This window comes from Christensenellaceae bacterium 44-20, from assembly GCA_041223705.1.
Taxonomy (GTDB): Bacteria; Bacillota; Clostridia; order Christensenellales; family Christensenellaceae; genus QANA01.
The window spans coordinates 283,983-307,101 of the sequence record JBCLQU010000001.1 but is presented as its reverse complement, the minus strand read 5'-3'; the positions used below and the strand labels follow the sequence as shown (position 1 = coordinate 307,101).

16 protein-coding genes are annotated in these 23,119 nt (G+C 52.1%); 6 read left to right on the top strand and 10 right to left on the bottom strand.

Annotated features, from left to right (window positions below):
* Positions 1-153: 153 nt before the first annotated feature.
* The 4 genes from AALG83_01600 to AALG83_01585 form a co-directional block, all read right to left on the bottom strand.
* On the bottom strand, positions 154-1,194 hold the full coding sequence (locus tag AALG83_01600) for a substrate-binding domain-containing protein (GenBank protein ID MEY8381849.1): 1,041 nt from the start codon (positions 1,192-1,194) through the stop codon (positions 154-156).
* A 397-nt stretch (positions 1,195-1,591) separates the two neighbouring features.
* Positions 1,592-2,623 carry a substrate-binding domain-containing protein gene (locus AALG83_01595; GenBank protein ID MEY8381848.1) on the bottom strand — a complete coding sequence of 344 codons (1,032 nt, stop codon included), beginning with the start codon at positions 2,621-2,623 and terminating at the stop codon, positions 1,592-1,594.
* Between the two features lie 324 nt (positions 2,624-2,947).
* Positions 2,948-3,997 (bottom strand): substrate-binding domain-containing protein, encoded by a 1,050-nt coding sequence (locus tag AALG83_01590; protein MEY8381847.1) that lies wholly within the window; start codon positions 3,995-3,997, stop codon positions 2,948-2,950.
* Positions 3,998-4,207: 210 nt separating this feature from the next.
* Positions 4,208-5,455 (bottom strand): cell division protein FtsQ/DivIB, encoded by a 1,248-nt coding sequence (locus tag AALG83_01585; GenBank protein ID MEY8381846.1) that lies wholly within the window; start codon positions 5,453-5,455, stop codon positions 4,208-4,210.
* A gap of 162 nt (positions 5,456-5,617) precedes the next feature.
* Here AALG83_01585 and AALG83_01580 point away from each other — a divergent pair, with 162 nt between their 5' ends.
* A complete protein-coding gene (locus AALG83_01580; protein ID MEY8381845.1) occupies positions 5,618-7,570 on the top strand; it encodes a DNA gyrase subunit B in 1,953 nt (650 codons plus the stop codon).
* A gap of 18 nt (positions 7,571-7,588) precedes the next feature.
* Positions 7,589-9,997: a DNA topoisomerase (ATP-hydrolyzing) gene (locus AALG83_01575; protein MEY8381844.1), complete on the top strand. Its 2,409-nt coding sequence runs from the start codon at positions 7,589-7,591 to the stop codon at positions 9,995-9,997.
* Between the two features lie 238 nt (positions 9,998-10,235).
* On the opposite strand, the gene queA is transcribed toward AALG83_01575, so the two are convergent.
* The 4 genes from queA to ruvC are packed head-to-tail and all read right to left on the bottom strand — an operon-like array spanning position 10,236 to position 13,436.
* Positions 10,236-11,258, bottom strand: a complete 1,023-nt coding sequence (gene queA, locus AALG83_01570) for a tRNA preQ1(34) S-adenosylmethionine ribosyltransferase-isomerase QueA (GenBank protein ID MEY8381843.1) — start codon at positions 11,256-11,258, stop codon at positions 10,236-10,238.
* Between the two features lie 3 nt (positions 11,259-11,261).
* A complete protein-coding gene (gene ruvB, locus AALG83_01565; GenBank protein MEY8381842.1) occupies positions 11,262-12,314 on the bottom strand; it encodes a Holliday junction branch migration DNA helicase RuvB in 1,053 nt (350 codons plus the stop codon).
* Between the two features lie 22 nt (positions 12,315-12,336).
* On the bottom strand, positions 12,337-12,921 hold the full coding sequence (gene ruvA / locus AALG83_01560; protein MEY8381841.1) for a Holliday junction branch migration protein RuvA: 585 nt from the start codon (positions 12,919-12,921) through the stop codon (positions 12,337-12,339).
* A 14-nt stretch (positions 12,922-12,935) separates the two neighbouring features.
* Complete coding sequence (gene ruvC, locus AALG83_01555; protein ID MEY8381840.1) at positions 12,936-13,436, bottom strand: crossover junction endodeoxyribonuclease RuvC; 501 nt, start codon at positions 13,434-13,436, stop codon at positions 12,936-12,938.
* A gap of 253 nt (positions 13,437-13,689) precedes the next feature.
* Between ruvC and AALG83_01550 the strand changes: the two genes are divergently transcribed.
* Both AALG83_01550 and AALG83_01545 read left to right on the top strand, forming a co-directional pair.
* On the top strand, positions 13,690-14,307 hold the full coding sequence (locus AALG83_01550) for a DUF5698 domain-containing protein (protein MEY8381839.1): 618 nt from the start codon (positions 13,690-13,692) through the stop codon (positions 14,305-14,307).
* A 124-nt stretch (positions 14,308-14,431) separates the two neighbouring features.
* A complete protein-coding gene (locus AALG83_01545; protein MEY8381838.1) occupies positions 14,432-15,928 on the top strand; it encodes an IMP dehydrogenase in 1,497 nt (498 codons plus the stop codon).
* Positions 15,929-16,340: 412 nt separating this feature from the next.
* On the opposite strand, the gene AALG83_01540 is transcribed toward AALG83_01545, so the two are convergent.
* Together AALG83_01540 and AALG83_01535 are read right to left on the bottom strand one after the other, a co-directional pair.
* The gene (locus tag AALG83_01540; protein ID MEY8381837.1) at positions 16,341-17,339 is read right to left on the bottom strand and encodes an ABC transporter permease; all 999 of its coding nucleotides are present in this window, start codon (positions 17,337-17,339) and stop codon (positions 16,341-16,343) included.
* Between the two features lie 3 nt (positions 17,340-17,342).
* Positions 17,343-18,848: a sugar ABC transporter ATP-binding protein gene (locus AALG83_01535; GenBank protein MEY8381836.1), complete on the bottom strand. Its 1,506-nt coding sequence runs from the start codon at positions 18,846-18,848 to the stop codon at positions 17,343-17,345.
* 520 nt (positions 18,849-19,368) lie between these two features.
* Here AALG83_01535 and AALG83_01530 point away from each other — a divergent pair.
* A complete protein-coding gene (locus tag AALG83_01530) occupies positions 19,369-21,183 on the top strand; it encodes an ABC transporter ATP-binding protein (GenBank protein ID MEY8381835.1) in 1,815 nt (604 codons plus the stop codon).
* Entirely contained in the window at positions 21,180-22,970 is a 1,791-nt protein-coding gene (locus tag AALG83_01525; protein MEY8381834.1) for an ABC transporter ATP-binding protein, read from the top strand. Before AALG83_01530 ends, AALG83_01525 begins: the two co-directional genes overlap by 4 nt.
* Positions 22,971-23,119 lie beyond the last annotated feature (149 nt).

Sequence of the window (23,119 nt, the reverse complement as noted above, 5' to 3'; positions counted from 1 at the left end):
ATTCATTCTATGCGTGCAAGTGCCCAGCTATGAAAATACAAAATGAAATCTTCTTTCATCTATCTCACCATCTCGCCAAGCCCTCCTGTTCTTTCATAATAAAAAAGCTCCCTGCAATTTGCAGGGAGCCTTGTTTTTCGCTCTTAACTTGGATTAAGCATCCAGCAGCTGGAGCTCTTTGAGGATTGCGCGAGTTGTCTCGTCGTTCTCCATGGTGTCCTTGTCAACGATAGCGGAACCGCTGTCGATGAATTCCGGAACTTCCTCGCCGAGGGCAGCCTTGTAAGCCGTCATCGTGCCCGTGTAGCCCATGTTGAACGGGTTCTGCGTTACAACAGCAGCAACCGTGCCGTCCTTGATGTACTCAAGGGAGACAGGCGTGATGTCGATAGCAACGATCTTGACATCGCCGACTCTGCCAGCTTCCTGAACCGCGGAAAGAACCGGAGCCAGGTTGCTCTCGCAGCCAGTGATGAAGCCGCCAAAGTCCTTCTGAGCCGTCAGCGTGTCGCGAGCGAACGTCAGGTCAGCATCGACAACGCTGTAGGTGAAGAACAATTTGTAGAGTTCCATATCGGGGTAGTTTGCCTCGATATACTCCTGAGCGCCCCAGGAGCGCTGGCCGTTGGTGATAACGCCATCGTTCCAGTTAACAACTGCCCAAGTGCCTTTGCCGCCCATGGCTTTGCCCAGGGCTTCGCCAGCCAGCAGGCCCAGCTTGTGGTTATCCGAAGAAACCAGGCAGACCGGCCAATCAGACTCAGCCGAGCAGTCGAACAGAACAACAGGAATGTTCTTCTCTTCGCAGCGGGGCATTACGCCGCCAACAGATGCAGCATCTGCCGGAGCAACAGCGATCGCATCGACATCTCTAGCAACAGCAGCCTCGATCATCTCGATCTGCGCCTGCAGGTTGGTGGAGTCGTCCGGGCCGTTGAAGGTGCACTTTACGCCAACTTCAGCCAGCTCGTCGATAGCCTTGTCAACGCCTCTCATAACGTCGGACCAGAAGGAGCCGTTGTAGGACTGCAGAATAACTGCAACCTCGCTCACTTCGCCGTCGCCAGCTGCAGCGCTTTCGCCAGGATTAACAGCGGGGCTATTATCCGGCTTGTCCTCTCCGCCTTTGGAGCAGGAGACGAACAGCATCGCAACCAGAAGAAGCGCGAATACGATGGAAATAGTTTTTTTCATCTTTTCCTCCTTAAAATTTTCGTTGCTTTTCGCAACAAATTAAATATTACCAGAGCGTAACACAAAAACCGCTCTTGTAAACTCTCATCACATCCTTGGATCGTTGTAATCCTATCACGAGTTTTTTTCTTTGTCCAGCGGCATTTTATGGAGAAATTAAAGATGTATTATAATGTCTCTATCAAAAAAAGCGATAAAATCGCCGGAAAAGAAATTTAAATATTTTTAATATTTATTGTTCTTTTCTCTCGATTATTTACCGCTTTGAAATAAATTCTCATCTTTTTGCCAGAAACTTCAAGTTTCTTTTGCATTTTCCGGCTCTATTATGATGAAGTTATTCTTTTTTGAATCTCTCCTCCGAAAAATTCAGAGGAGAGATTTTTTGCTTTCCGGCTTAAGCGTCCAGCAGGTTGAGGTCTTTGAGGATTGCGCGGGTCTCTTCGTTATTCTCCATGGAATCCTTGTCAACGATAGCGCTGCCGCTGTCGATGAATTCCGGAAGCTCCTCGCCCATTGCAGCCTTATAAGCCGAAACCGTGCCCGTGTAACCCATGTTGAACGGGTTCTGGGTGATAACAGCTGCCAGCGTGCCGTCTTTGACATACTCCAGGGAAACCGGCGTGATGTCGATGGCGACGATCTTGATCTCCCCTACTTTGCCAGCTTCCTGCGTCGCAGCGACGACCGGCGGCATGTAGCTCTCGCAGCCGGTGATGAAACCGCCGATATCCGACTGGCTGGTCAGCGTATCGCGGGCAAACGTCAGCTCAGCATCCACAACACCATAGGTGAAGAAGGATTTGTAGCACTCCATATCCGGATAGTTCTGCTCGATATACTCCTGAGCACCCTGAGAGCGCTGGCCATTGGTGATGATACCATCGTTCCAGTTGACAATCGCATATTTGCCTTTGCCGCCCATTGCTTCCGCAAGAGCCTCGCCAGCCAGCGTGCCCAGCTTGTAGTTATCCGAGGAGACCAGGCAAACCGGCCAGTCGGATTCAGCCGAGCAGTCGAACAGGACGACCGGGATGTTCTTCTCTTCGCAGCGGGGCATTACGCCGCCAACAGCAGCAGCATCCTGAGGCGCAACCGCAATCGCATCTACATCGCGGGCAATTGCAGCTTCGAGCATCTCAATCTGTGCCTGCAGGTTGGTGGGATCGTCCGGGCCGTTAAAGGTAACATTGACACCCTCAGCGCCAAGCTCGTCCATAGCCTTCTCAATGCCTCTCATGACATCGGACCAGAAAGAGCCGTTGTAGGACTGCAGAATAACTGCAATCTCGCCCACTTCCCCATTGGCAGCGCTTTCGCCGGGCGCAGAAGCGCTGGCATCCGGCTTCTCATCCCCGCCATTGGAGCAGGAGACGAACAGCATCGCAACCAAAAGAAGAGCAAATACGATGGAAATTGTTCTTTTCATCTTTTCCTCCTTAAAATTTACTGGCAGAGCCAGTTGATGACAAATATTAAGTAAACGAAATATTTTGTTATCATCCGCAACATTTGTCATTTTAACAGAACAATCTCCATATGTCTACACAATTTTTATTTATGTGAAGAAATGTATCATAACGTCTCTTTCAAATTTTCTGAATAGCAAGCACTTTTTGTCGAAATAATTTATTTATATTTTTGTAATATATTTAATAATTCAGAAATACTCTTTTGTTCTATTCCCTATTTCAATTCTAAACTTTTGCCATAAAAAAGGGCTCTTGGAATGAGAGCCCTTTTTCATCCTTCTTTATACATCCAGCAGATTCAGTTCTTTTAGAATCGCACGAGTCTCTTCATTGTTCTCCATGGTCTCGTTATCAACGATAGCAGAGCCGCTGTCGATGAATTCCGGAACTTCCTCGCCGAGGGCAGCCTTGTAAGCCGTCATCGTGCCCGTGTAGCCCATGTTGAACGGGTTCTGCGTTACAACTGCTGCCAGCGTGCCGTCTTTGATATACTCAAGAGAAACGGGTGTGATATCAATGGCAACAAGTTTCACATCACCGACTCTGCCAGATTCCTGGACGGCCGAAAGAACGTTCGCAAGGTCTCCCTCTGTTCCAACCATGAAACCGCCGATGTCTTTGCGCGCTGTCAGCGTATCACGGGTAAAGGTAATTGCAGCATCAGGCATATTATAGGTAAAGAACAGCTGGTAGCATTCCATATCCGGATAATGCTCTTTGATGTAGTCCTCACAGCCGAAAGAGCGCTGGCCATTGGTGATGACTGCATCGCTCCAGTTGACCGCTGCCCAAAGGCCTTTGCCTCCCATGGCTTTGCCGAGCGCTTCGCCAGCCAGCAGGCCCAGCTTGTAGTTATCCGAAGAAACCAGGCAGACCGGCCAATCGGAATCAGCCGAGCAGTCGAACAGAACAACAGGAATGTCCTTCTCCTGGCAGATGCCCATTGCGCCGCCAACAGCTGCGGAGTCAGCAGGTGCGACAGCCAGAGCGTCGACGTCTCTCGCAACAGCAGCCTCGATCATCTCGATCTGCGCCTGCAGGTTGGTGGAGTCGTCCGGGCCGTTGAACGTGCATTTAACGCCTTTTTCAGCCAGCTCGTCGATAGCCTTGTCAACGCCTCTCATAACGTCGGACCAGAAGGAGCCGTTGTATGTCTGCAAAACCACCGCAATCTCGCCTACCTCTTTATCGCCGTCTTCAGTACCGGAAGTCTCACCAGGCCCGACGATGGAGCTGGGACCCTCGGTTTTTTCTTCGCCGCCCTTAGCGCAGGAAACGAACAGCATCGCGACCAAAAGCAGTGCGAATACAATAGAAATCGTTTTTTTCATTTTTTCCTCCATGTTCACTTGGGCGCCTCTTGTATGTACTTTAGAATATCACGTTCCCACCAGGCAGTAAACGGCTTTTTCCTGCGAAAAACTTGCTTTTTCTGAACCAATTAAAAATTGCTTCCGCTTTCCCATGCAAGGCCCAGCTTAGCATAATCCTATCAATAAAAAAGGAGCAGCCTGCTGGCGCTCCTTTTATGATGATTCTTTTTATTCCGCAGGCGCTGGCTCCTGCGAAGCCGGCTCGTTAGGCTCCTGCGGCGGCAGATACGTCGGCATCTGAACGGAGGAGAGATCGATAATCCCCCCGGTCTTGCCCTGTTTTTCCAGCTCCTTTAAGATATTTTGCAGCCAGGCTAGCTTCTCCTCTATCTGATCCGCCTGCCCAAAAATAACCTGCATTCCATTGGAAAGCCCTAGCGTGATGCTGTTGGTATCCGTCAGATCGACTTCACGCACCAAATCCGTCAGCTGGTAGGCCGTCGTATTTTCCAATAGGATGGTCATGATATTTTGTTTAAAGGTGTCGTCCGTGCGGATTTTGGCCCCCAGGGCAAACTCCGTTACGTTGATTCCGCGGATCACCGGCAGATGCTGCGGCTGTTCGCTGCTCTCCACATGCCCTAAAATGATGCCGGAGTAATCTGTGATGACATACGTTCCCATAAATTCAAAACATGCCGCCTCTTTGCGCTCGGAAACGACGAGCGTAATCTTATTGGGGAAGGCATATTCGATATTCTGGAGCACCAGATGGGGATCCTGCGCAATGCCCGCGGCGGCCGCCCGCTTGTCCACCCGGAAGATATGCGTCCCCGAGCGAATGCCTGAAAGCGCAATGACATAGGGCGCATCGAAAGACTCTGCCCCGCGCACCTCAATTTCATCTGCGCGGATAAACTGATAGCCCAGAAAGCCCACGATGCCGATCAGCACAATCATGCTGATCAAAAGCGCGGCGGCTTTCTTGCTGTGGCGCTTGCGCGGAGCCGGCTCCTTCATTGCCGCCGGAAGATAGGAAATATTTTCCCGCGTCGTCAGCTGATGCGGGCGCTTTTTGCGGCTCTGCTCCGGCTTCTTTGGCTGGCGCGCTGCGGTTTGCCCGGGTTTGGGCGTTTTTTGCGGCGGAACCGACTTTCTTTTTACAGCAGGAGTTTCCTTGATCACGCTGCTCTTCTGCGCCTGTTTTTTGGGTTTTTGTGGCTTGGCAGCAGGCTTCTCGGCCCTCTGCCGCGGCTTTTCCCTGGCCGGCTTTTGCGCCGCGGCAGCCGCCGGCTCCGGGCGCGCGGCACTCGTATTTGCATACGCCAAAGAAGCCTCCTTTTGGGGCTTCTCCAGCGCCTCCCGCTCGGTTTCTCCAATCTTTCTGCCATAACGGAGGCTATTTTTCGGCTTTGCTTTCTGCTTCTCCGCTGTAATCAGCTCCTGGAAGCTTTTCAACTCTTCTTGTTTCGCCATAGAATCCTCGTTTAACGCCTTTCAAATATTATACTATACCCTTCTGCAAAAGCCAAGCATCAAAGCGCTTTCCCGCAAAAAAGTAAAACAGTTGTAAAAAAATATAGAAATGAAGTATAATAGGTATATCTTTGTTTTCAGCAAGCAGTATGGAGGAAGTTCATGTCTACATCATATACAGTGGATGATATTCAAGTCTTGGAGGGCCTGGATGCCGTGCGCCGGCGGCCGGGCATGTACATCGGCTCTACCGGCCACCGCGGCTTGCATCATCTTCTTTGGGAAATTATCGATAACTCCATCGACGAAGCCGCCAACGGCTTTGCCGATACCATAACCATAACCTTAAATGAGGATCTGAGCGTTACCGTCGAGGATAACGGCCGCGGCATTCCCGTCGGCATTCACCCAGAGCTGCATATCTCGGGCGTGGAAGTCGTTTTTACGCAGCTGCACGCCGGCGGAAAGTTCAATAATGAAAGCTATTCCTTTTCCGGCGGCCTGCACGGCGTGGGCGCCAGCGTCGTCAACGCGCTTTCCAAATGGCTGAAAGTGGAAGTCTATTTCGGCGGAAAAATTTACGAACAGGAGTATGCGTCCGTCTTTGAAGGCGGCAAGCTGCATGCCGGAAAGCCGCAGTATGCCCTGCGCGAAGCCGGCGCGACCAATAAGCGCGGCACCAAAATCACCTATCTGGCGGATGCCACCGTATTCGATGATCTGAACCTGCATTTTGATCGCATCGCGCGGCGGCTCCGGGAGCTCGCCTTCCTGATTCGCGGCATTACCATCCATTTGGTGGACAAGCGCGAAGGAAAAAGCCGCAAGGTCTCCTTCAATTATTCCGGGGGCATTTCGGATTTTCTGCTGGATATGAACCAGGATAAAGAGGCCCTGCATCCCCTGCCCATCGTCATCGAGGGTGAGAAAAACGGCATCTGGGCCAGCGTCGCCATGCAGTATGTTTCAGGAGAGAGCGAAAGCATCTATTCCTACGTCAATAATATCCCCACGCCCGAGGGCGGCACGCATGAAACTGGCTTCAAAACGGCCATCACTAAGGTGATGAACGAATATATGAAGAACTCTTCTGCCGCGGCCAAAGAAAAAATCAGCTTTGAAGGCGAGGATTTCCGCGAAGGGCTGACTGCCATCCTCTCTCTGAAAATCAAAAATGTCCAGTTCGAGGGCCAGACAAAAACGCGGCTGGGCAATACAGAAGCCCGTACTGCCGTAGAAGGCATCGTCTCCGAGGGGCTGAGCGAATATTTCTCGGATCTCAGCAATACCGCCGTCTGTGCGCGCATCGCAGAAAAGGCCATCACTGCGGCCAAAGTGCGCGAAGCGGCCAAAAAAGCAAAGAAAATCGAGCGTGAGAAGAGCAAGGCAGATTCCGCCCCGCTGGTGGGCAAGCTCTCTGCCTGCACGGGCAAAATCGCGGAGAAAAACGAGCTGTTCATCGTCGAGGGCGACAGCGCCGGCGGCAATGCCAAAATGGGGCGCGACCGCCGCTTTCAGGCTATCCTGCCTCTGCGCGGGAAGCCGCTGAACGTCGAGAAAAAGCGCATTGAGCAGGTTCTGCAAAACGAGGAGTTCCGCTCTATCATCACAGCGCTGGGCGCCGGGTTTGATAAATCCTTCGATAAATCCAGCCTGAAATACCACAAGATCATCATTCTTGCCGATGCAGACCAGGACGGCGCCCATATCCGCGCCATTTTGCTGACTTTCTTCTTCCGCTACTACCGCAGCCTCATCGCGGATGGGCATGTCTATATCGCGCAGCCGCCGCTTTACAGCGTCAAAAAAGGCAAGCAGGTGGTTTGGGCGCATACAGAAAAGCAGCTGAATGAGGCAAAGGCGCGGCTGGGGCGCGGCGCGGAAGTCAAGCGCTATAAGGGCCTGGGCGAGATGAGCAAAGAGCAGCTTTGGGAGACGACGCTGGATCCGGAGGCGCGCGTGCTTGTGCAGGTTGGCCTGGAAGACGCCGCCTCCTGCGACCGCATCATCGCCACCCTCATGGGCGACAATGTCGAGCCCAGAAAGCAGTATATCAGCGAATACGCAAATTTCAATAAGCCTGATCGCTTCCAGGCCAACACCCAGGAAGCATAGCAAAGGAAAGACGAGACGATGAAAGAAGAGATTTTAAGCATTATACGCACACCCCTGGAAGACGTGATGCACGACAGCTTCATGCCCTATGCGGAATATGTCATTTTAGAGCGCGCCATTCCAAGAGTGGAGGATGGCCTCAAGCCGGTTCAGCGCCATATCCTTTTTGCCATGAACGAAATGCAGGTTTTCCCGGACGGCGGGCACAAGAAATGCGCGCGTATCGTCGGCGATACCATGGGAAAATACCATCCGCACGGCGATTCCAGCATCTATGAAGCCCTGGCGCGCATGGCGCAGGATTTCTCCATGAGCATGCCCCTCATCGACGGCCAGGGCAACTTCGGCTCTATCGACGGCGATGGCCCGGCGGCTATGCGCTATACCGAGGCGCGCATGGCACCTATCGCGCTGGAAATGCTGCGGGATATTAACAAAGATACCGTCCCCTTCCAGCTGAATTTCGACGACTCTCTCAAAGAGCCATCTGTTCTGCCCAGCCGTTTCCCCAATATCCTGGTCAACGGCGCAACGGGTATCGCAGTCGGCCTGGCGACCAACATTCCGCCGCACAACCTGAAGGAAGTGATCGACGGCGTCATTCTGCGCATCCAGCAGCCGGATTGCTCGCTGTCAGATGTGATGCGCCGCATCAAGGGGCCGGATTTTCCCACCGGCGGCGTAATCCTGGGCAAGGAAGGCATTCGGCAGGCTTATGAGACGGGCAAAGGCAAGATCACTCTGCGCGCCAAAACTGAGATTGAGCAGGTCCGCGGCGGCAAGACGCGCATCGTCATCACAGAGCTCCCCTACGAGATCCGCGAATCGGCCATGCTGCGCAAAATCCAGCAGCTGCGCACCACGCGCAAGGATCTCTTTGCCGGGATCAGCGATGTCCGCAGCGAGACCGACCGTACCGGCCTGCGCGCCGTCATCGAATTAAAGAGCGGCACCAATGCGGAAAAAGTGCTGGACTGCCTCTACAAATATTCGGATATGCAGATCAGCTACGGCATCAATATGGTCGCCATTGCGGATGGGCAGCCCAAGCTTTTGGGGCTTTTGGAGATTTTGGATTACTATATCAACTTTCAGCGCGATGTCGTTACCCGGCGCGTGCAGTTTGATAAGGAAGCGGCCGAGGAAAAGGAGCATAAGCTGGAGGGCCTCATCATTGCGGTAACCAACATCGATCTGGTCATCAAGATCATCCGCTCTTCCAGCAGTTCCAAGGAGGCTAAGGCCGGCCTGATGGAAAAGCTCCATATCACCGGCATTCAGGCGCAGGCGATTTTGGATCTGCGCTTGGCGCGCCTGACCCAGCTGGAAGTCATCACCCTGCGGGAGGAATACGAGAAAACCGTCGCGCTCCTAAACGAACTCCGCGCCATTCTGGCCTCGCAGGATCGGCTGGACGGCGTCATCATTCAGGAGCTTTCGGCTATCAGTTCCAAATATGCCGTCAAGCGTCGCACGCCCCTCTCTTCCGAGAGCGGCACCATCACGATTGATGAAGAGCATTTTAAAGTGGTCGAAGAGTGCGCCGTGATTTATACCAAGGGCGGCAATCTCAAGCGCATGAATAGGAAGGTACTGGCCCGGGGCGCAGAGGGCGGCGAGGCGACGGATCGCAATCTCCCGGCACAGATCATCGAGACAAACACAGAGGCAAAGCTCTGGCTGTTTACCAACCATGCAAACCTCTATTCTCTGGATGTCGAAAGTATCAAGGAAGCCAAGTATAAGGACGCCGGCAGCACCATCAATTCCCTGCTGGCGGGCATCGAGAAAGGCGAAAAAATCATCTCCGTCTCCTCTCCTGCGCAGGGCCGCCTGCTGACGGTAAGCAAGAGCGGCATGGTAAAATACACCGATTTCGCCGAACTGGAGAGCCGCAAACAGAAGATCATCGCCTGCGGTTTAAAGCCCAAGGATGAATTGCTGCTTGCCGAGGCGGATATCCCGTCTCTTCCCAATCTCCTGCTGATTACAAAGGCTGGCATGTCCATCTGTTTCTCCAAGGAGGAGATCAGCCTTCAGGGGAAAACAGGCAAGGGCGTTGGCGGCATCAAGCTGGCGGCGGACGACAGCATTATTTTCGCCGCTCAGACGGACGGCCAGGGCAACCTCGCCATTTTCAGCGAGCTCGGCTTTGCCAAGCAGAGCAAGCTTTCGGAGTATGAGGTGCAGGGTCGCAACGGTAAAGGCCTCAAAACTTTCCAGTGGGCAAAGGGCGGCACCAATGGCAGCTATCTCGTGGCCGCCGTATTGCTGACAAAGCCCGCCGCCTTTGAGGTAATTACCAATTCTGGGCAGGTCTACCCTCTCACTTCGGCCGAGCTTCCGTTAGAGGAGCGTTATTCCAAAGGCGCTCAGCTCGTTCCCGCCATGCTGGGAGATTTTGTGGCGGAAGTGCGAAGCTTCTAGGATATATGCAGTGAATGAAAAGAGCGGATGGCTTAAAACCATCCGCTCTTTTTACTATCCCTGGCATGGTTGCAGCTTGTGGCTGCTTGCTCCCACACTCATTCTCAATTCAAAGCTCGCGCTTTACACTTCCTTTAAATACATTGAAAACTGCATGAGTTCAATAAAAAGGGCGCGGTATCTATCCCCGCCCCTTTTCACTCCCTGCTATGCTTTTTATTAAAAATCACATACTTCTTTATACTATCAGCATCGCATCTCCAAAGCTAAAGAAGCGATACCGCTCTTGCACCGCCAGGCGATACAGGCCCAGCGCCTGCTCTTTTCCCATAAAAGCCGAAATGAGCATGAGCAGCGTGCTTTCTGGGAGATGGAAATTGGTAATCAGTGCATCCACGCATTTAAAGCGATAGCCCGGATAGATAAAAATCTCGGTATTGCCGCTCTGCTCTTTGATGCAGCCTTCCTCATCCGCTACGCTCTCCAGCGTCCGCACAGAAGTCGTCCCGACGGCGATAATCCGTCCGCCTCTCTTTCGCGTCTCGTTGATGCGCCGGGCGGAGTCTGCGGAGACGCTGTAATATTCGCTGTGCATCTTGTGGTTCTCCACGTTGTCTACCTTGACTGGGCGGAATGTCCCTAGGCCTACATGCAGTAAAACCGGGATAATATCGATGCCTTTTTGCCGGATTTTCTCCATCAGCTCGGGCGTAAAATGCAGGCCCGCAGTCGGCGCCGCGGCAGAGCCGTTTTCCTTGGCATAAACCGTCTGATAGCGCTGCCGATCTTCCAGCCGTTTTGTAATATAAGGCGGCAGTGGCATATTGCCATATCGCTCCAGCAAAGGCTCGAAAAGCCCTTCAAAATAGAACTTGACCTGCGTAACGCCGTCTTCCTTTTTCTCCAGAATTTCTGCCTGCAAATCCTCTGCAAACTCCACCCGATCGCCGATGCGCAGCTTCTTTCCCGGGCGCATAATGGCCTCCCAAGTATCCTTGGACAGCCGATTGAGCAGTAAAAACTCAACTTCTCTTCCCGTCCCCTGTTTTTTCCCATAGAGCCGGGCTGGGATTACCCGGGTATCATTTACCACAAGGGCGTCCCCGGGAGTTAAATAATCGATAATATCCCAGAAAACCTTATGCTCAACCGTCTCGTCCTGCCGGTGGTAAATCAAAAGGCGCGAGGAATCCCTGGGCTCAGCCGGCGTCTGCGCGATCAGCTCTTCGGGCAAATCGTAGTAAAAATCACTGGTGTTCATATGCTAAAACAGCCTCCCCTGGGTATCGTCTTTTTCCCGTTCCTTTGGCCTCTGGTACCCCAAATGCTGATAAGCCAAATCCGTAACAACCCGGCCCCTTGGCGTGCGCATTAAAAAGCCCAGCTGCATCAAATAGGGCTCATAGACATCCTCTATCGTCGCAGCCTCTTCTCCCGTCGCGGCCGCCAACGTTTCCAGCCCAACCGGCCTGCCGCCAAACATGGTGATCATCGTTTCCAGAACTTTGCGATCCACGCCATCCAGCCCCAGGCTGTCCACCTCCAGCATATCGAGGCCCCGATCCGCAACTTCCTTAGTGATGATGCCATCCGCCTGAATTTCTGCGAAATCCCGCACGCGGCGCAGCAGACGGTTTGCAATACGCGGCGTGCCCCGGCTGCGCCGGGCAATCTGCATGGCGCCGTCGTGCTCGATTTTGATTCCCATGATCGAGGCCGAGCGCTCGACGATAATATCCAGCTCCTCCGGCGTATACAGCTCCAGCCGGCAAATGACGCCAAATCGATCCCGCAGCGGCGAAGTCAACATTCCAGCTTTCGTCGTTGCGCCGACCAGCGTAAAGTGCGGCAAATCGATGCGCAGTGATTTTGCGCTTGGCCCCTGGCCGATGATGATATCCAGCGCATAATCCTCCATCGCCGGATAGAGCACCTCCTCCACGCTGGCATTCAGCCGGTGAATCTCATCGATAAAGAGCACGTCTCCCTCGCCCAGGTTGGTCAGCAGCGCCGCCAAATCCTTGGGGCGCTCGATGGCAGGGCCGGAAGTGATGCGCAGGTTCACATTCAGTTCGCTGGCGATGATATGCGAAAGCGTCGTCTTGCCCAGCCCCGGCGGGCCATAGAGCAGCACGTGATCCAGCGCCTCTCCCCTCGATCTGGCCGCCTCGATAAAAATGCGCATTCTCTCTTTTACTTTTTCCTGGCCGATATATTCCTCTAAAACCCTTGGGCGCAGGCTCACTTCCATCGGGGCTTCCGTTTCCTTGGAAAACCCGGATACAATGCGTCCTTCTGTATTTTCTTGTTCCAGCATATGCTCTCCCCTCTGCTCGTCTTTAGCCAATGCGCTTAATCGCCAGCAAAATGAGCTCTTCCGCCGTATCCGCCAAAGCCGATACCTCCGAAACCGCCTGCGCCGCCTCTGCTTTGCCATACCCCAGGCTGACCAGCGCAGCTACCGCGTCGCTGACGGCCGTGTTTGCCGGCGTTTCCTCACCGCCCACAGCGCCAATCGCATCCTGCGCCTTGATCTTATCCTTGAGCTCTAGCGCAATCCTTCCGGCAGTTTTCGGGCCAATCCCGCTCACTTTGGAAAACGCCTTGGAATCTGCCGAAAAAATGGCCGATGCGATCTCGGCCACCGTCATCTCGGATAAAATCGCCTTTCCAGCCTTAGGCCCAACGCCCGAGACGCCAATCAGCTTCTCGAACATCTCTTTTTCCGCCTCGCTGGGAAACCCATAAAGCGAAAGCTCTTCTTCGCGCACAATCAGCTGCGTGTACAGCGTCGTCTCCTCGCCCAGCTTGGCGTTTTGCAGAAAGCGCTCGGTAACGAACACTTTATAGCCCACACCACCGCATTCCAGAGCGACGTAATCTTTGCCTTTGAGGGCCAGCGCCCCGCGTATATAAGCATACATTCACTTTTCCCCCGTTAATCCCGAAAATATCGGTTGGATTTGCGGTAGTTCACCGTCTGCGCGTGGCAGATGGCGACGGCCACAGCGTCTGCCGCGTCATCTGGCTTTGGAATTTCCGCCAGGGAGAGAATGGTCTTGACCATCGTCTGAACCTGGTGCTTGTCTGCCCTGCCGTATCCCACTACCGCCTGCTTGACCTGCAAAGGCGTATATTCATATAGCGCCTTGTTCTTTTTATACGCCGCCATCAGGGAGACGCCCCGCGCCTGAGCGACGTCGATGGCCGTCTTGACATTTTTGGCGAAAAACAGCTCCTCAAAAGCCACGGCATCCGGCTCGAACCGCTCCATCAGCTGCGTCATGCTGTCAAAAATAATATCCAGCCGCTCGGGCAGCTTCATGCCGGCCGGCGTTAAAATCGCGCCGTAATCTATCAGCTTCATTCGAAAACCATCGTATTCAATGACGCCATAGCCAACGATGGCAATTCCCGGGTCTATCCCTAAAATAACCAATCTCTTTCCGCCTTTTCTATCGCTTTTTCTTTGCCCCTTCCGGCCGGCAAAGCTCCCATTCATTATACTATATTTTGCCCGGAAGGAACAGCCGTAAATTGCCTGGCAGTTCTACCTTTTTCCTATTATAGCATAAAACAAACCCGGTCAGCAGCCCTCTTCCGGCTGCCCAAATATGAACTTTTTCCACTCTCCTTGAATTTTCCATTGCGCCTTGTTAGAATAAGGTGAATAAATCAAAAAGGAGCCTGTTATGCAAGCACTCATGAATGCCATCGCCAGTTTTACCAGCGGCCATACCGTCGCCGTTTATCTCTTTATCTTTTTTGGCAAAATTTTAGAAGTTTCCATCTCTACTTTGCGCACGGTGCTCATCAACAAGGGAATGCGCCTGGTGGGTTGCATCATTGCCGCTTTGGAATATATCCTGTGGCTGTTCATCACGGCCTCTGTTCTGACGGGCTATCAGGAAGATCCGATGAAGGCCATCGCGCTGACGCTGGCATTTGCCCTTGGCAACTATATCGGCTCCTGGATGGATGAAAAACTGGCTCTGGGGCTTTGCTCTGTGGCAGTCTATCTGCCCAGCGGCGCGGAATCCCTGCAGCTTGCCTCTTTCCTGCGCGAAAAAGGCTTTGGGCTGACTGTGTTGGATGGCCAGGGCATCGACGGCGAGCAAAAATACGTCTTGCAGTTGACGCTCAAACGCAAGCGCACCAACGAGGCCATCGCGATCATCAACGACTTTACGCCAAACGCTTTTATCACTGTTGGCCAGGTTTCCTCCGTCAAAGGCGGGTATATCAAAGGCGCCGCTTCCAAGCTCCCTACCCTATTCGGACGGGGGCGCAATGCAGAGCGCGACAGCTAAATTCATCTGACAAAAAACGGGCAAAAGCCCGTTTTTTGTGCCCTCTTTTGTTTGACTTTCCTGCCCCAAAATGCTATCCTTATAGAAATATATGTTTTAATTATCATAAGGAGAAATTGTGAGTATGGCATACTATTTTAGTGAACCGTCGCGCACGTTTGGCGAGTATCTTCTCGTCCCCGGCCTGACTACTGCCGAGTGCATTCCTTCCAATGTCAGCTTAAAAACGCCGCTCTGTAAGTTCAAAAAAGGCGAAGAGCCAGAGCTCTCTCTCAACATACCGCTGGTTTCCGCTATCATGCAATCGGTATCCGACGATCGGATGGCCATTGCTTTGGCGCAGGAAGGCGGTCTTTCTTTTATTTATGGTTCGCAATCCATCCAAAGCGAGGCCGCAATGGTCGCCCGGGTCAAGGGCTATAAAGCCGGCTTTGTTACCAGCGATTCCAACCTTCGCCCGGATGATACGCTTGCAGATGTTTTGGCGCTCAAGCAAAAATCCGGCCATTCTACCATGCCCGTAACCGAGGACGGCACGCCAAACGGCAAATTGATGGGTCTTGTTACCAGCCGTGATTACCGCGTCAGCCGCATGTCTGCGGATACAAAAGTCTCCGAGTTTATGACCAAATTCGAAGATCTCATCTGTGCTCATGTCAGCACCTCTCTGAAAGTTGCCAACGATATCATCTGGGAGCATAAGCTCAATGCCCTCCCCCTTATCGATGATGATAATCATCTGGTTTATATGGTATTCCGCAAGGACTACGATACACATAAAGAAAACGCTCTGGAGCTGCTGGATACTTCCAAGCGCTATATGGTCGGCGCAGGCATCAATACCCGGGACTATGAAGAGCGCATTCCTGCTCTGATCGCTGCTGGCGCAGATGTGCTCTGCATCGATTCTTCCGAAGGCTATTCCGAATGGCAGCGCCGAGTTTTGGAATTTACGCGCCAAAATTATGGCGATAGCGTCAAAATCGGCGCGGGCAACGTCGTAGACAGCGAAGGCTTCCGCTATCTGGCAGAAGCTGGCGCAGATTTCATCAAAGTAGGTATTGGCGGCGGCTCTATCTGCATCACCAGAGAGCAAAAAGGTATCGGACGCGGACAAGCTACCGCCCTCATCGATGTGGTCAACGCTAGGAATGAGTATTTCAAAGAGACTGGCATCTACATCCCCATCTGCTCTGACGGCGGCATTGTGCACGATTATCACATGACGCTGGCTCTGGCGATGGGCGCCGACTTCCTGATGCTTGGCCGCTACTTCTCCAGATTCGATGAAAGCCCGACCAATAAGGTCAACATTAATGGAACTTATATGAAAGAGTACTGGGGCGAGGGCTCCAACCGTGCGCGCAACTGGCAAAGATACGACAGCGGCGAAAACACCGGCCTTTCTTTCGAAGAGGGCGTGGATTCCTACGTTCCCTATGCTGGCAGCCTCCGCAGCAATGTGCAGGCATCTTTGAGCAAAGTTCGTTCCACCATGTGCAATGTGGGCGCCATCACTATTGCACAGTTACAGGAGCGCGCTAAGATTACAGTCGTCTCCTCCACTTCCATCGTAGAAGGTGGGGCGCACGACGTTTTGCTCAAAAATAAAACAAATTAGCCTTTAATAGAAAAAAAGAGAAGCGTTTGCTTCTCTTTTTTATTGCCATCATAATCAATACATTGCTCTATTTTCAGACACTCTCTTCTCCCAGCGCATTTTTCCTTGGCCTGCTATTTTCATTTACTTAAAATATTAAGTTCCAGTCTATCCTATCAATCTTTGATGGCCATAAGAATTACACCGTTCCTCAGAACTTTTCCGCAACGCCCCCCCTATTACCTCTCATAGTAACTCATCTCTATCAAATGAATAGTGCGAGCCCTATGCCCGGGAAATAATCGATAATTGTCCGGAAAATGGCCTAATCCATACTTATAAAATACATTTTGAAGCGATTTCACTTCAAAATAATATAAAAGAGCAAGCACATTGTGCTTGCTCTTTATCATTCAGATTCGCTTGAAAGCGACTAGGACATTGCTTTCTCTCTTCTGATTCTATCGACGACAACCGAGATAATCAGGATAACACCTGTCAGAATCATCTGATAGTTGGTGTTAACGTTCATCAGGTTGAAGCCGTTCTGGAGCAGTGTCATCAGGATAGCACCGATAACTGCTGCGCTGATGGAACCATGACCACCAGCCATGGAGGTACCACCGAGAACCGTAGCAACAACGGCGTTTCCTTCGTAGCCAGCGCCAGCCGTCGGGTTACCGCTGTTAACACGAGCTGCATACAGAACACCTGCGATTGCAGCGAAGGTGCTGCCCAGCGTATAAGCCATGGTGCGGACAACCGGCAGGTTGATACCGGAAAGTCTAGCAGCCTCATCGTTGGAGCCGATAGCGAAGATGTGGCGGCCGAGAACTGTTTTCTTCAGAATGAAGGAAGCAATGAGGCCGAAGAAGATTGTGTAAAGAATCGGCAGCGGCAGGAAGCCGAAGAGCTTCTGCTGAGCGACCAGTCTGAAGTCAGAAGTCGGCGCGACGTAAATCGGGCTGTTGCTGGAAATCAGATAGGTAACACCTTTCAGCGTCAGCTGCATGCCCAGGGTTGCGATATAAGGAGCAAGGCCAAAGCGTGCAACAACCGTGCCGTTGATGAAGCCGATCAGAGCGCCAGCCAGAATGCCGAGCAGCAGACCGATGTAGATGTTGCCCGTGCTGTCGCCATCTTTACCGCCCTTAACGAACAGAGCTGCAACAACGCCGGTGAAGGCGATGATAACACCCATCGAGAGGTCAACACCACCATTGATGATGATGATCGTCATGCCGAAGGACATGATGCATACAACGGACATCTGAAGCAGAATGTTCATCAGGTTCTCGAGCGTCAGGAATGCTTCCGACAAGAACGAGAATGCGATGCAGACGGCCAGGATTAGGCCGATAATCGTAATTTTTTGCCACTGGTCACCAGTGAGCTTCTTCTTTCCAAGCTTAGCTTGTGCTGTCTTTTCCATCTCTTATTTTTCCTCCATAAGTCTATGTGTATTGGAAGCCATGTGCAGGACGATCTCCTGGTTCGCTTCTTCCGCAGACAATTCGCCTACGACAGTGCCTTCATACATAACCATGATTCTATCGCTCATGCCCAAAATCTCGGCCATTTCCGAAGTAATCATGACAACTGCAGCGCCGTTTTCCGCCAGCTCGTTGATGAGGCAGTAAATCTCATACTTGGAGCCAACGTCGATACCTCTCGTCGGTTCATCGAAGAAGATGATATCGGATTTTTTGCAGAGCCATCTAGCGACCAGAACTTTCTGCTGGTTACCGCCAGAGAGGAACTGCGTAAGCTGCTGCAGCGAAGGAGTCTTGATAGAAAGTGCTTCGACAAACTCGCCAACTGTCTTTCTGATTTCCTTATCATTTACAACGCCGCCCGTGGAGTATTTATCCAGGTTTGCGATGTAGGTGTTGAAGGAAACATCCTGGTCGAGCATGAGGCCATCTCTCTTTCTATCCTCGGAGAGATAAGCAATGCCCATCTTAACAGCATCTTTCGGGTTGTGGATATTGACTTTCTTGCCGTTGATGAAAACTTCACCGGAATCAATCTTATCCGCACCGTAGATTGCGCGAGCCAGCTCGGTACGGCCGGCGCCCATCAGGCCTGCCATGCCCAGCACTTCGCCCCTGCGAACATACATCGAGCAGTTTTTGAGGACTTTGCCGCGCACGATGTTCTTTGCTTCCAGAACGACTTCGCCAATCTCGGCGTGGCGCTCGGGGAACTGCTCCGTCATCTCGCGGCCAACCATGGATGCGATCATCTCATTGATGGTCGTCTCTTTCCAAAGCTTGGTATTTACATATTGGCCATCCCGAAGGACTGTTACTTTATCGACAATATGATCGAACTCTTCCAATCTGTGGGAGATATAAACTATACCCTTGCCTGCATCCCGCAGACCACGGATAATCGTGAACAACTTCTCAACCTCTGCACTTGTCAGCGAAGAAGTCGGCTCGTCAAGCACCAAAATATCCGTATCGACAACGAGGGAACGCAGAATCTCAACCATCTGCATCTGTGCTACTGTAAGTGTTCCTACGATAGCATCGGGATCCAGATAAAAATCGATTCTCTCCATCAGCTTGAGCGTCTCTCTGCGCATCTTCTTGTCGTCGAGCACGAACGCCATCTTTCTGGGCTCGCGGCCGATGAAGATATTCTGCGCAACCGTCAGCGCGTTCATCAGGTTCAGCTCCTGATGAATAATGGAGATACCTTTATCCGTTGCTTCTTTGGGGTTAGAAACTTTCCAAGGCTCGCCTTTGAAAGTCATCGTCCCTTCCTCTGGTACATAGATTCCCGTCAAGCATTTCATCAGGGTGGATTTGCCTGCGCCGTTCTCTCCGATTAGGGCATGTACTTCGCCCGATTGAACTTCGAAGTGAACATCTTTCAGCGCCTGCACACCCGGGAAGCTTTTCGAGATCCCTTCCATGCGTAATAGCTCTGCCATTTTCTTACATCACCACCATCTTTAATATTTGAGTATAGTTTATTAAAGTAACAATTAAAAATTGTATATTACAATAAACACATGAACCAAAAGAACACCTCTTAAAAAGATGCCGTTTTTTCATTTTTTCAGTTGAATAGCGGGGTTAAAACCCATTTATATAAAAATTGATATTAATGAAATTCCCAATTACCAACAACAAAACGAACTGTTGTTTAACTCTTAGGTAATGTTAGCATTTAAAGCTCTCAAAGTCAAGAAAAATTTCAGGAATTTTTTACGTTTTTTTCAAATTTACAATTCCAATCTTTACTATATCTTGCTTTCTATCAAAAAGTATACCACAAGAAGTGCTTTTCGCCTATCGTTTGAGTAAAAATGCTCTGCCATTTTAAGGCCGCGGGAAAATGATGGAGAAACGCGATTGAAAAACTTTCCAATCATTTATATAATGTAGATATTCTTTTTCATCTGTTTTTATGATAGGAGTCTTGCTTTTTTCGTTTTTCCGGAGGTGTTTATGAAGCATCAAAGCAGCTGGCGGCTTGCCGGCGAATTGCTCAAGGGCTTGCGCCGCTATCTTTTCTTAGGCGCCTTTTCCGTGCTCTGCGGCACGGTTCTTTCCTATCTTATTCCGCTGGTTTCCAGCTTTACCATCGACTATGTGATCGGAGGCCAGGCTCCTTCCCTGCCCTTCTTTCTCGAATCCCTGGCGCAGAGTTTTGCGGATAGGGAGATGCTGGCTGGCAACCTCGCCATCTGTGCTGTCGTTTTAGTTGCTCTCACCTTGCTTAACGGTCTTTTCGCTTTTCTGCGCAACCGCAGCATCGCGCAGGTTTCCGAGGGGGTCGCCAAAACCCTGCGGGATAAGCTTTACGCGCATTTGCAGGAGGTTCCCTATGATTACCATAAGCACGCCTCCACAGGCGATCTGGTGCAGCGCTGCACTTCAGATGTGGATATGGTGCGCCGCTTTATCGGTATGCAGCTGCTGGAGATCGTCCGCGCGCTGACCATGGTCAGCGTCGCCGCTGTCTTCATGTTCTCCATTCATCCGCAGATGGCGCTGATCTCGATGTCCACTTTTCCTTTCCTCTGCATCATCTCGTTTGTCTACTATAAAAAAGTGCGCAAATACTTCGCCTATTCCGACGAGGCCGAAGGAGAACTTTCCACTACACTGCAGGAAAACCTCACAGGTGTGCGCGTCGTCCGCGCATTTGGGCAGCAAAAAAATGAGATGGAGCAGTTCACAGAGAAAAACCGCGCCTATAAAAATATCACAGCCAAGCTCAACACACTGCTCGGCGTCTATTGGGGCGGAACAGATGGCCTCATCTATCTCCAGATCGGCATTTCCACGCTGGCAGGTGTGTATTTCGCCGTAACAGGCAATTTCAGCCTGGGCAACGTTTTGGTTTTCACTACTTACACCGATATGCTCGCCTGGCCCGTCCGGCAGCTGGGCCGCATTCTCTCGGATTTGGGCAAAGCCGGCGTCTCTCTGGGCAGGCTTGACGAGATTCTCTCTGCCGAGCCCGAAAAAGAGCCGGGGCAGGCGCTGACTCCAGAGATTTCCGGCAACATCGAGTTTGAGCACGTCTGCTTTGGCTATGATCGCTATGACGATGTGTTAAAAGATATCAGTTTCTCCGTCAAAGCCGGGCAGACCATCGCCATTCTCGGCTCAACCGGCTCGGGCAAAACCTCTCTCGTGCAGCTCATGCAGCGCCTCTACCCTTGCACTTCAGGCCGAATCCTCATTGACGGCGTCAATGTGAACGATATCGAACACAAGCATCTGCGCAAAAACATCGGCATCGTTCTGCAGGAGCCCTTCCTCTATTCCCGCACGATACTGGAAAATATCCGCATGGCCGCGCCGAGCGCCAGCAATGAGGAGGTCTACTCGGTGGCAAAGGCCGCCGCAATCCACGATGTTGTCCAGCGCTTTGATTCAGGCTATGATACAGTCGTGGGCGAGCGGGGCGTTACCCTCTCGGGCGGCCAGCAGCAGCGCGTGGCCATCGCCCGGACGCTCATGCAAAACGCCCCCATTTTGATTTTCGACGATTCCATGAGCGCCGTAGATACCGAGACAGACGCCGCCATTCGCTCGGCTCTGGCCTCTATCCGCGGCACCTGCACCACCTTCATCATCTCTCACCGCATCACGACACTGCGGGAATCCGACCATATCCTCGTGCTGGAAAACGGCCGGCTGGTGCAGCAGGGAACGCACGATCAGCTGATGGCGGAGGACGGCATGTACCGCCGGATTGCCGAAATTCAAAGTATGCAGAAACAAAGCGGCCAGAAAGGAGAGGGCGTATGAGCAGCCTTCACGAACAGGAATTTTCAGAAAAAATAGATATGAGCCTTTGGAAGCGGCTGATCTCCTACGCCTGGCGCTCCAAGGGCCTGGTGATGTTCAGCGTCTTTTCCCTGATTTGCGTGGCGCTTGTGGATATCGCCTATCCGCTTTTCAACAAATATGCCATTGACCATTTTATTACACCCGGCACCACCGATGGCCTGGGCTGGTTTTTTGCGGCCTATGTTCTGGCCGTCGCTTTGCAGAGCATCGGCGTCATGTGCTTCGTTTCGGGCGCAGGCAAGCTGGAAATGCAGATATCCTATGATATTCGCCAGGATGTCTTTCTCAAGCTGCAAACGCTCTCCTTCTCCTTCTACGATAAGACAGCGGTTGGCTACCTCATGAGCCGCATGATCAGCGATGTCGCCCGGCTTTCCGAGATGATCGCCTGGAGCCTGGTAGATGTGCTCTGGGCGCTCAGCTTTGTCGTCGGGTGCATGGCGGCGATGTTTTCCCTGAATTGGCAGCTGGCGCTCATCGCGCTCTGCGTCATCCCCGTTCTCGCCATTCTATGCCTCTATTTCCAGAAGAAAATCCTCAAATGCCAGAGGGAGGTGCGCAAGACCAACTCCCGCATCACCGGCGCGTTCAACGAGGGGATCATGGGTGCCATGACGACCAAAACTCTCGTGCGCGAACAGGCCAACCTGGAAGATTTTCAGGAGATTACCACGACCATGCGCAAGGTATCCATCCGCTCGGCCGTGCTCTCGGCGGTTTTCATGCCCATCGTCATGCTGCTTAGCTCTGTGGGCACGGCGCTGGCCCTATATCGCGGCGGCCAGGAGGTTTTGCTTGGCCTCATTGGTTTTGGTACGCTCTCTGCCTTCCTTTCCTATACCACCCAGCTCTTTGATCCCATCCAGCAGCTGGCCAGAATTTTGGCAGAGTTTCAAAGCGCACAGGCGGCGGCCGAGCGAGTGCTCTCTCTGCTGGATACGCCCCTCGAGATCACGGATACGCCCGAAGTTGAGGAGGTCTTTGGCGATAGTTTCCATCCCAAGCAGGAAAACTGGCCAAAGCTGCATGGCGATGTTACCTTTGAGAATGTTGGGTTCCACTATATCCCCCAGGAGCAGATTCTCTCCAACTTCAATCTGCATGTTCCCGCGGGCAAGAGCATCGCGCTGGTCGGAGAAACCGGCGCAGGCAAAAGCACGATTATCAACCTCATTTGCCGCTTCTATGAGCCCACTTCCGGCCGCATCTTAATCGACGGCGTGGATTACCGGGAGCGCTCACAGCTTTGGTTACAGCGCAATTTAGGCTATGTGCTCCAATCCCCGCACCTTTTTTCGGGCACAATCCGGGATAACATCCGCTATGCCAGAAAAGACGCCTCGGATGCGGAGGTGCGCAGAGCCGCGCAGATGGTGCATGCCGAGCAGTTCATTCTGGAGCAGGAGCACGGCTATGATACCGAGGTTGGCGAAGGCGGCATCCGCCTTTCCACGGGCCAAAAACAGCTTATCTCCTTCGCTCGGGTCATCCTGGCAGATCCCCGCATCTTTGTATTAGACGAGGCAACTTCCTCTATCGATACGCAGACCGAGCAGCTCATTCAGCAGGCGATCACCACGGTTCTGCAAGGGCGCACCAGCTTTATCGTCGCCCACCGGCTTTCCACGATCCGCAATGCCGATCTCATTTTGGTCATCGGCGATGGCGGCATCGTCGAGCAAGGAACGCATGAACAGCTGCTGGAGAAAAAAGGCGCCTATTATCAGCTCTATTCCCAGCAGTAGAAAAAATCAAGGAAACTATTGTTTCTCTAAAAATTGCATTTTGCAAAACCGGAATCCCGCAAAAAAAGAGAGAAGCTTCGCTTTCTCTCTTTTTTTGCACTATTTGATTACTGCACCGCTTTCGAGTGCAGTTAGGCGAAAAATCAATG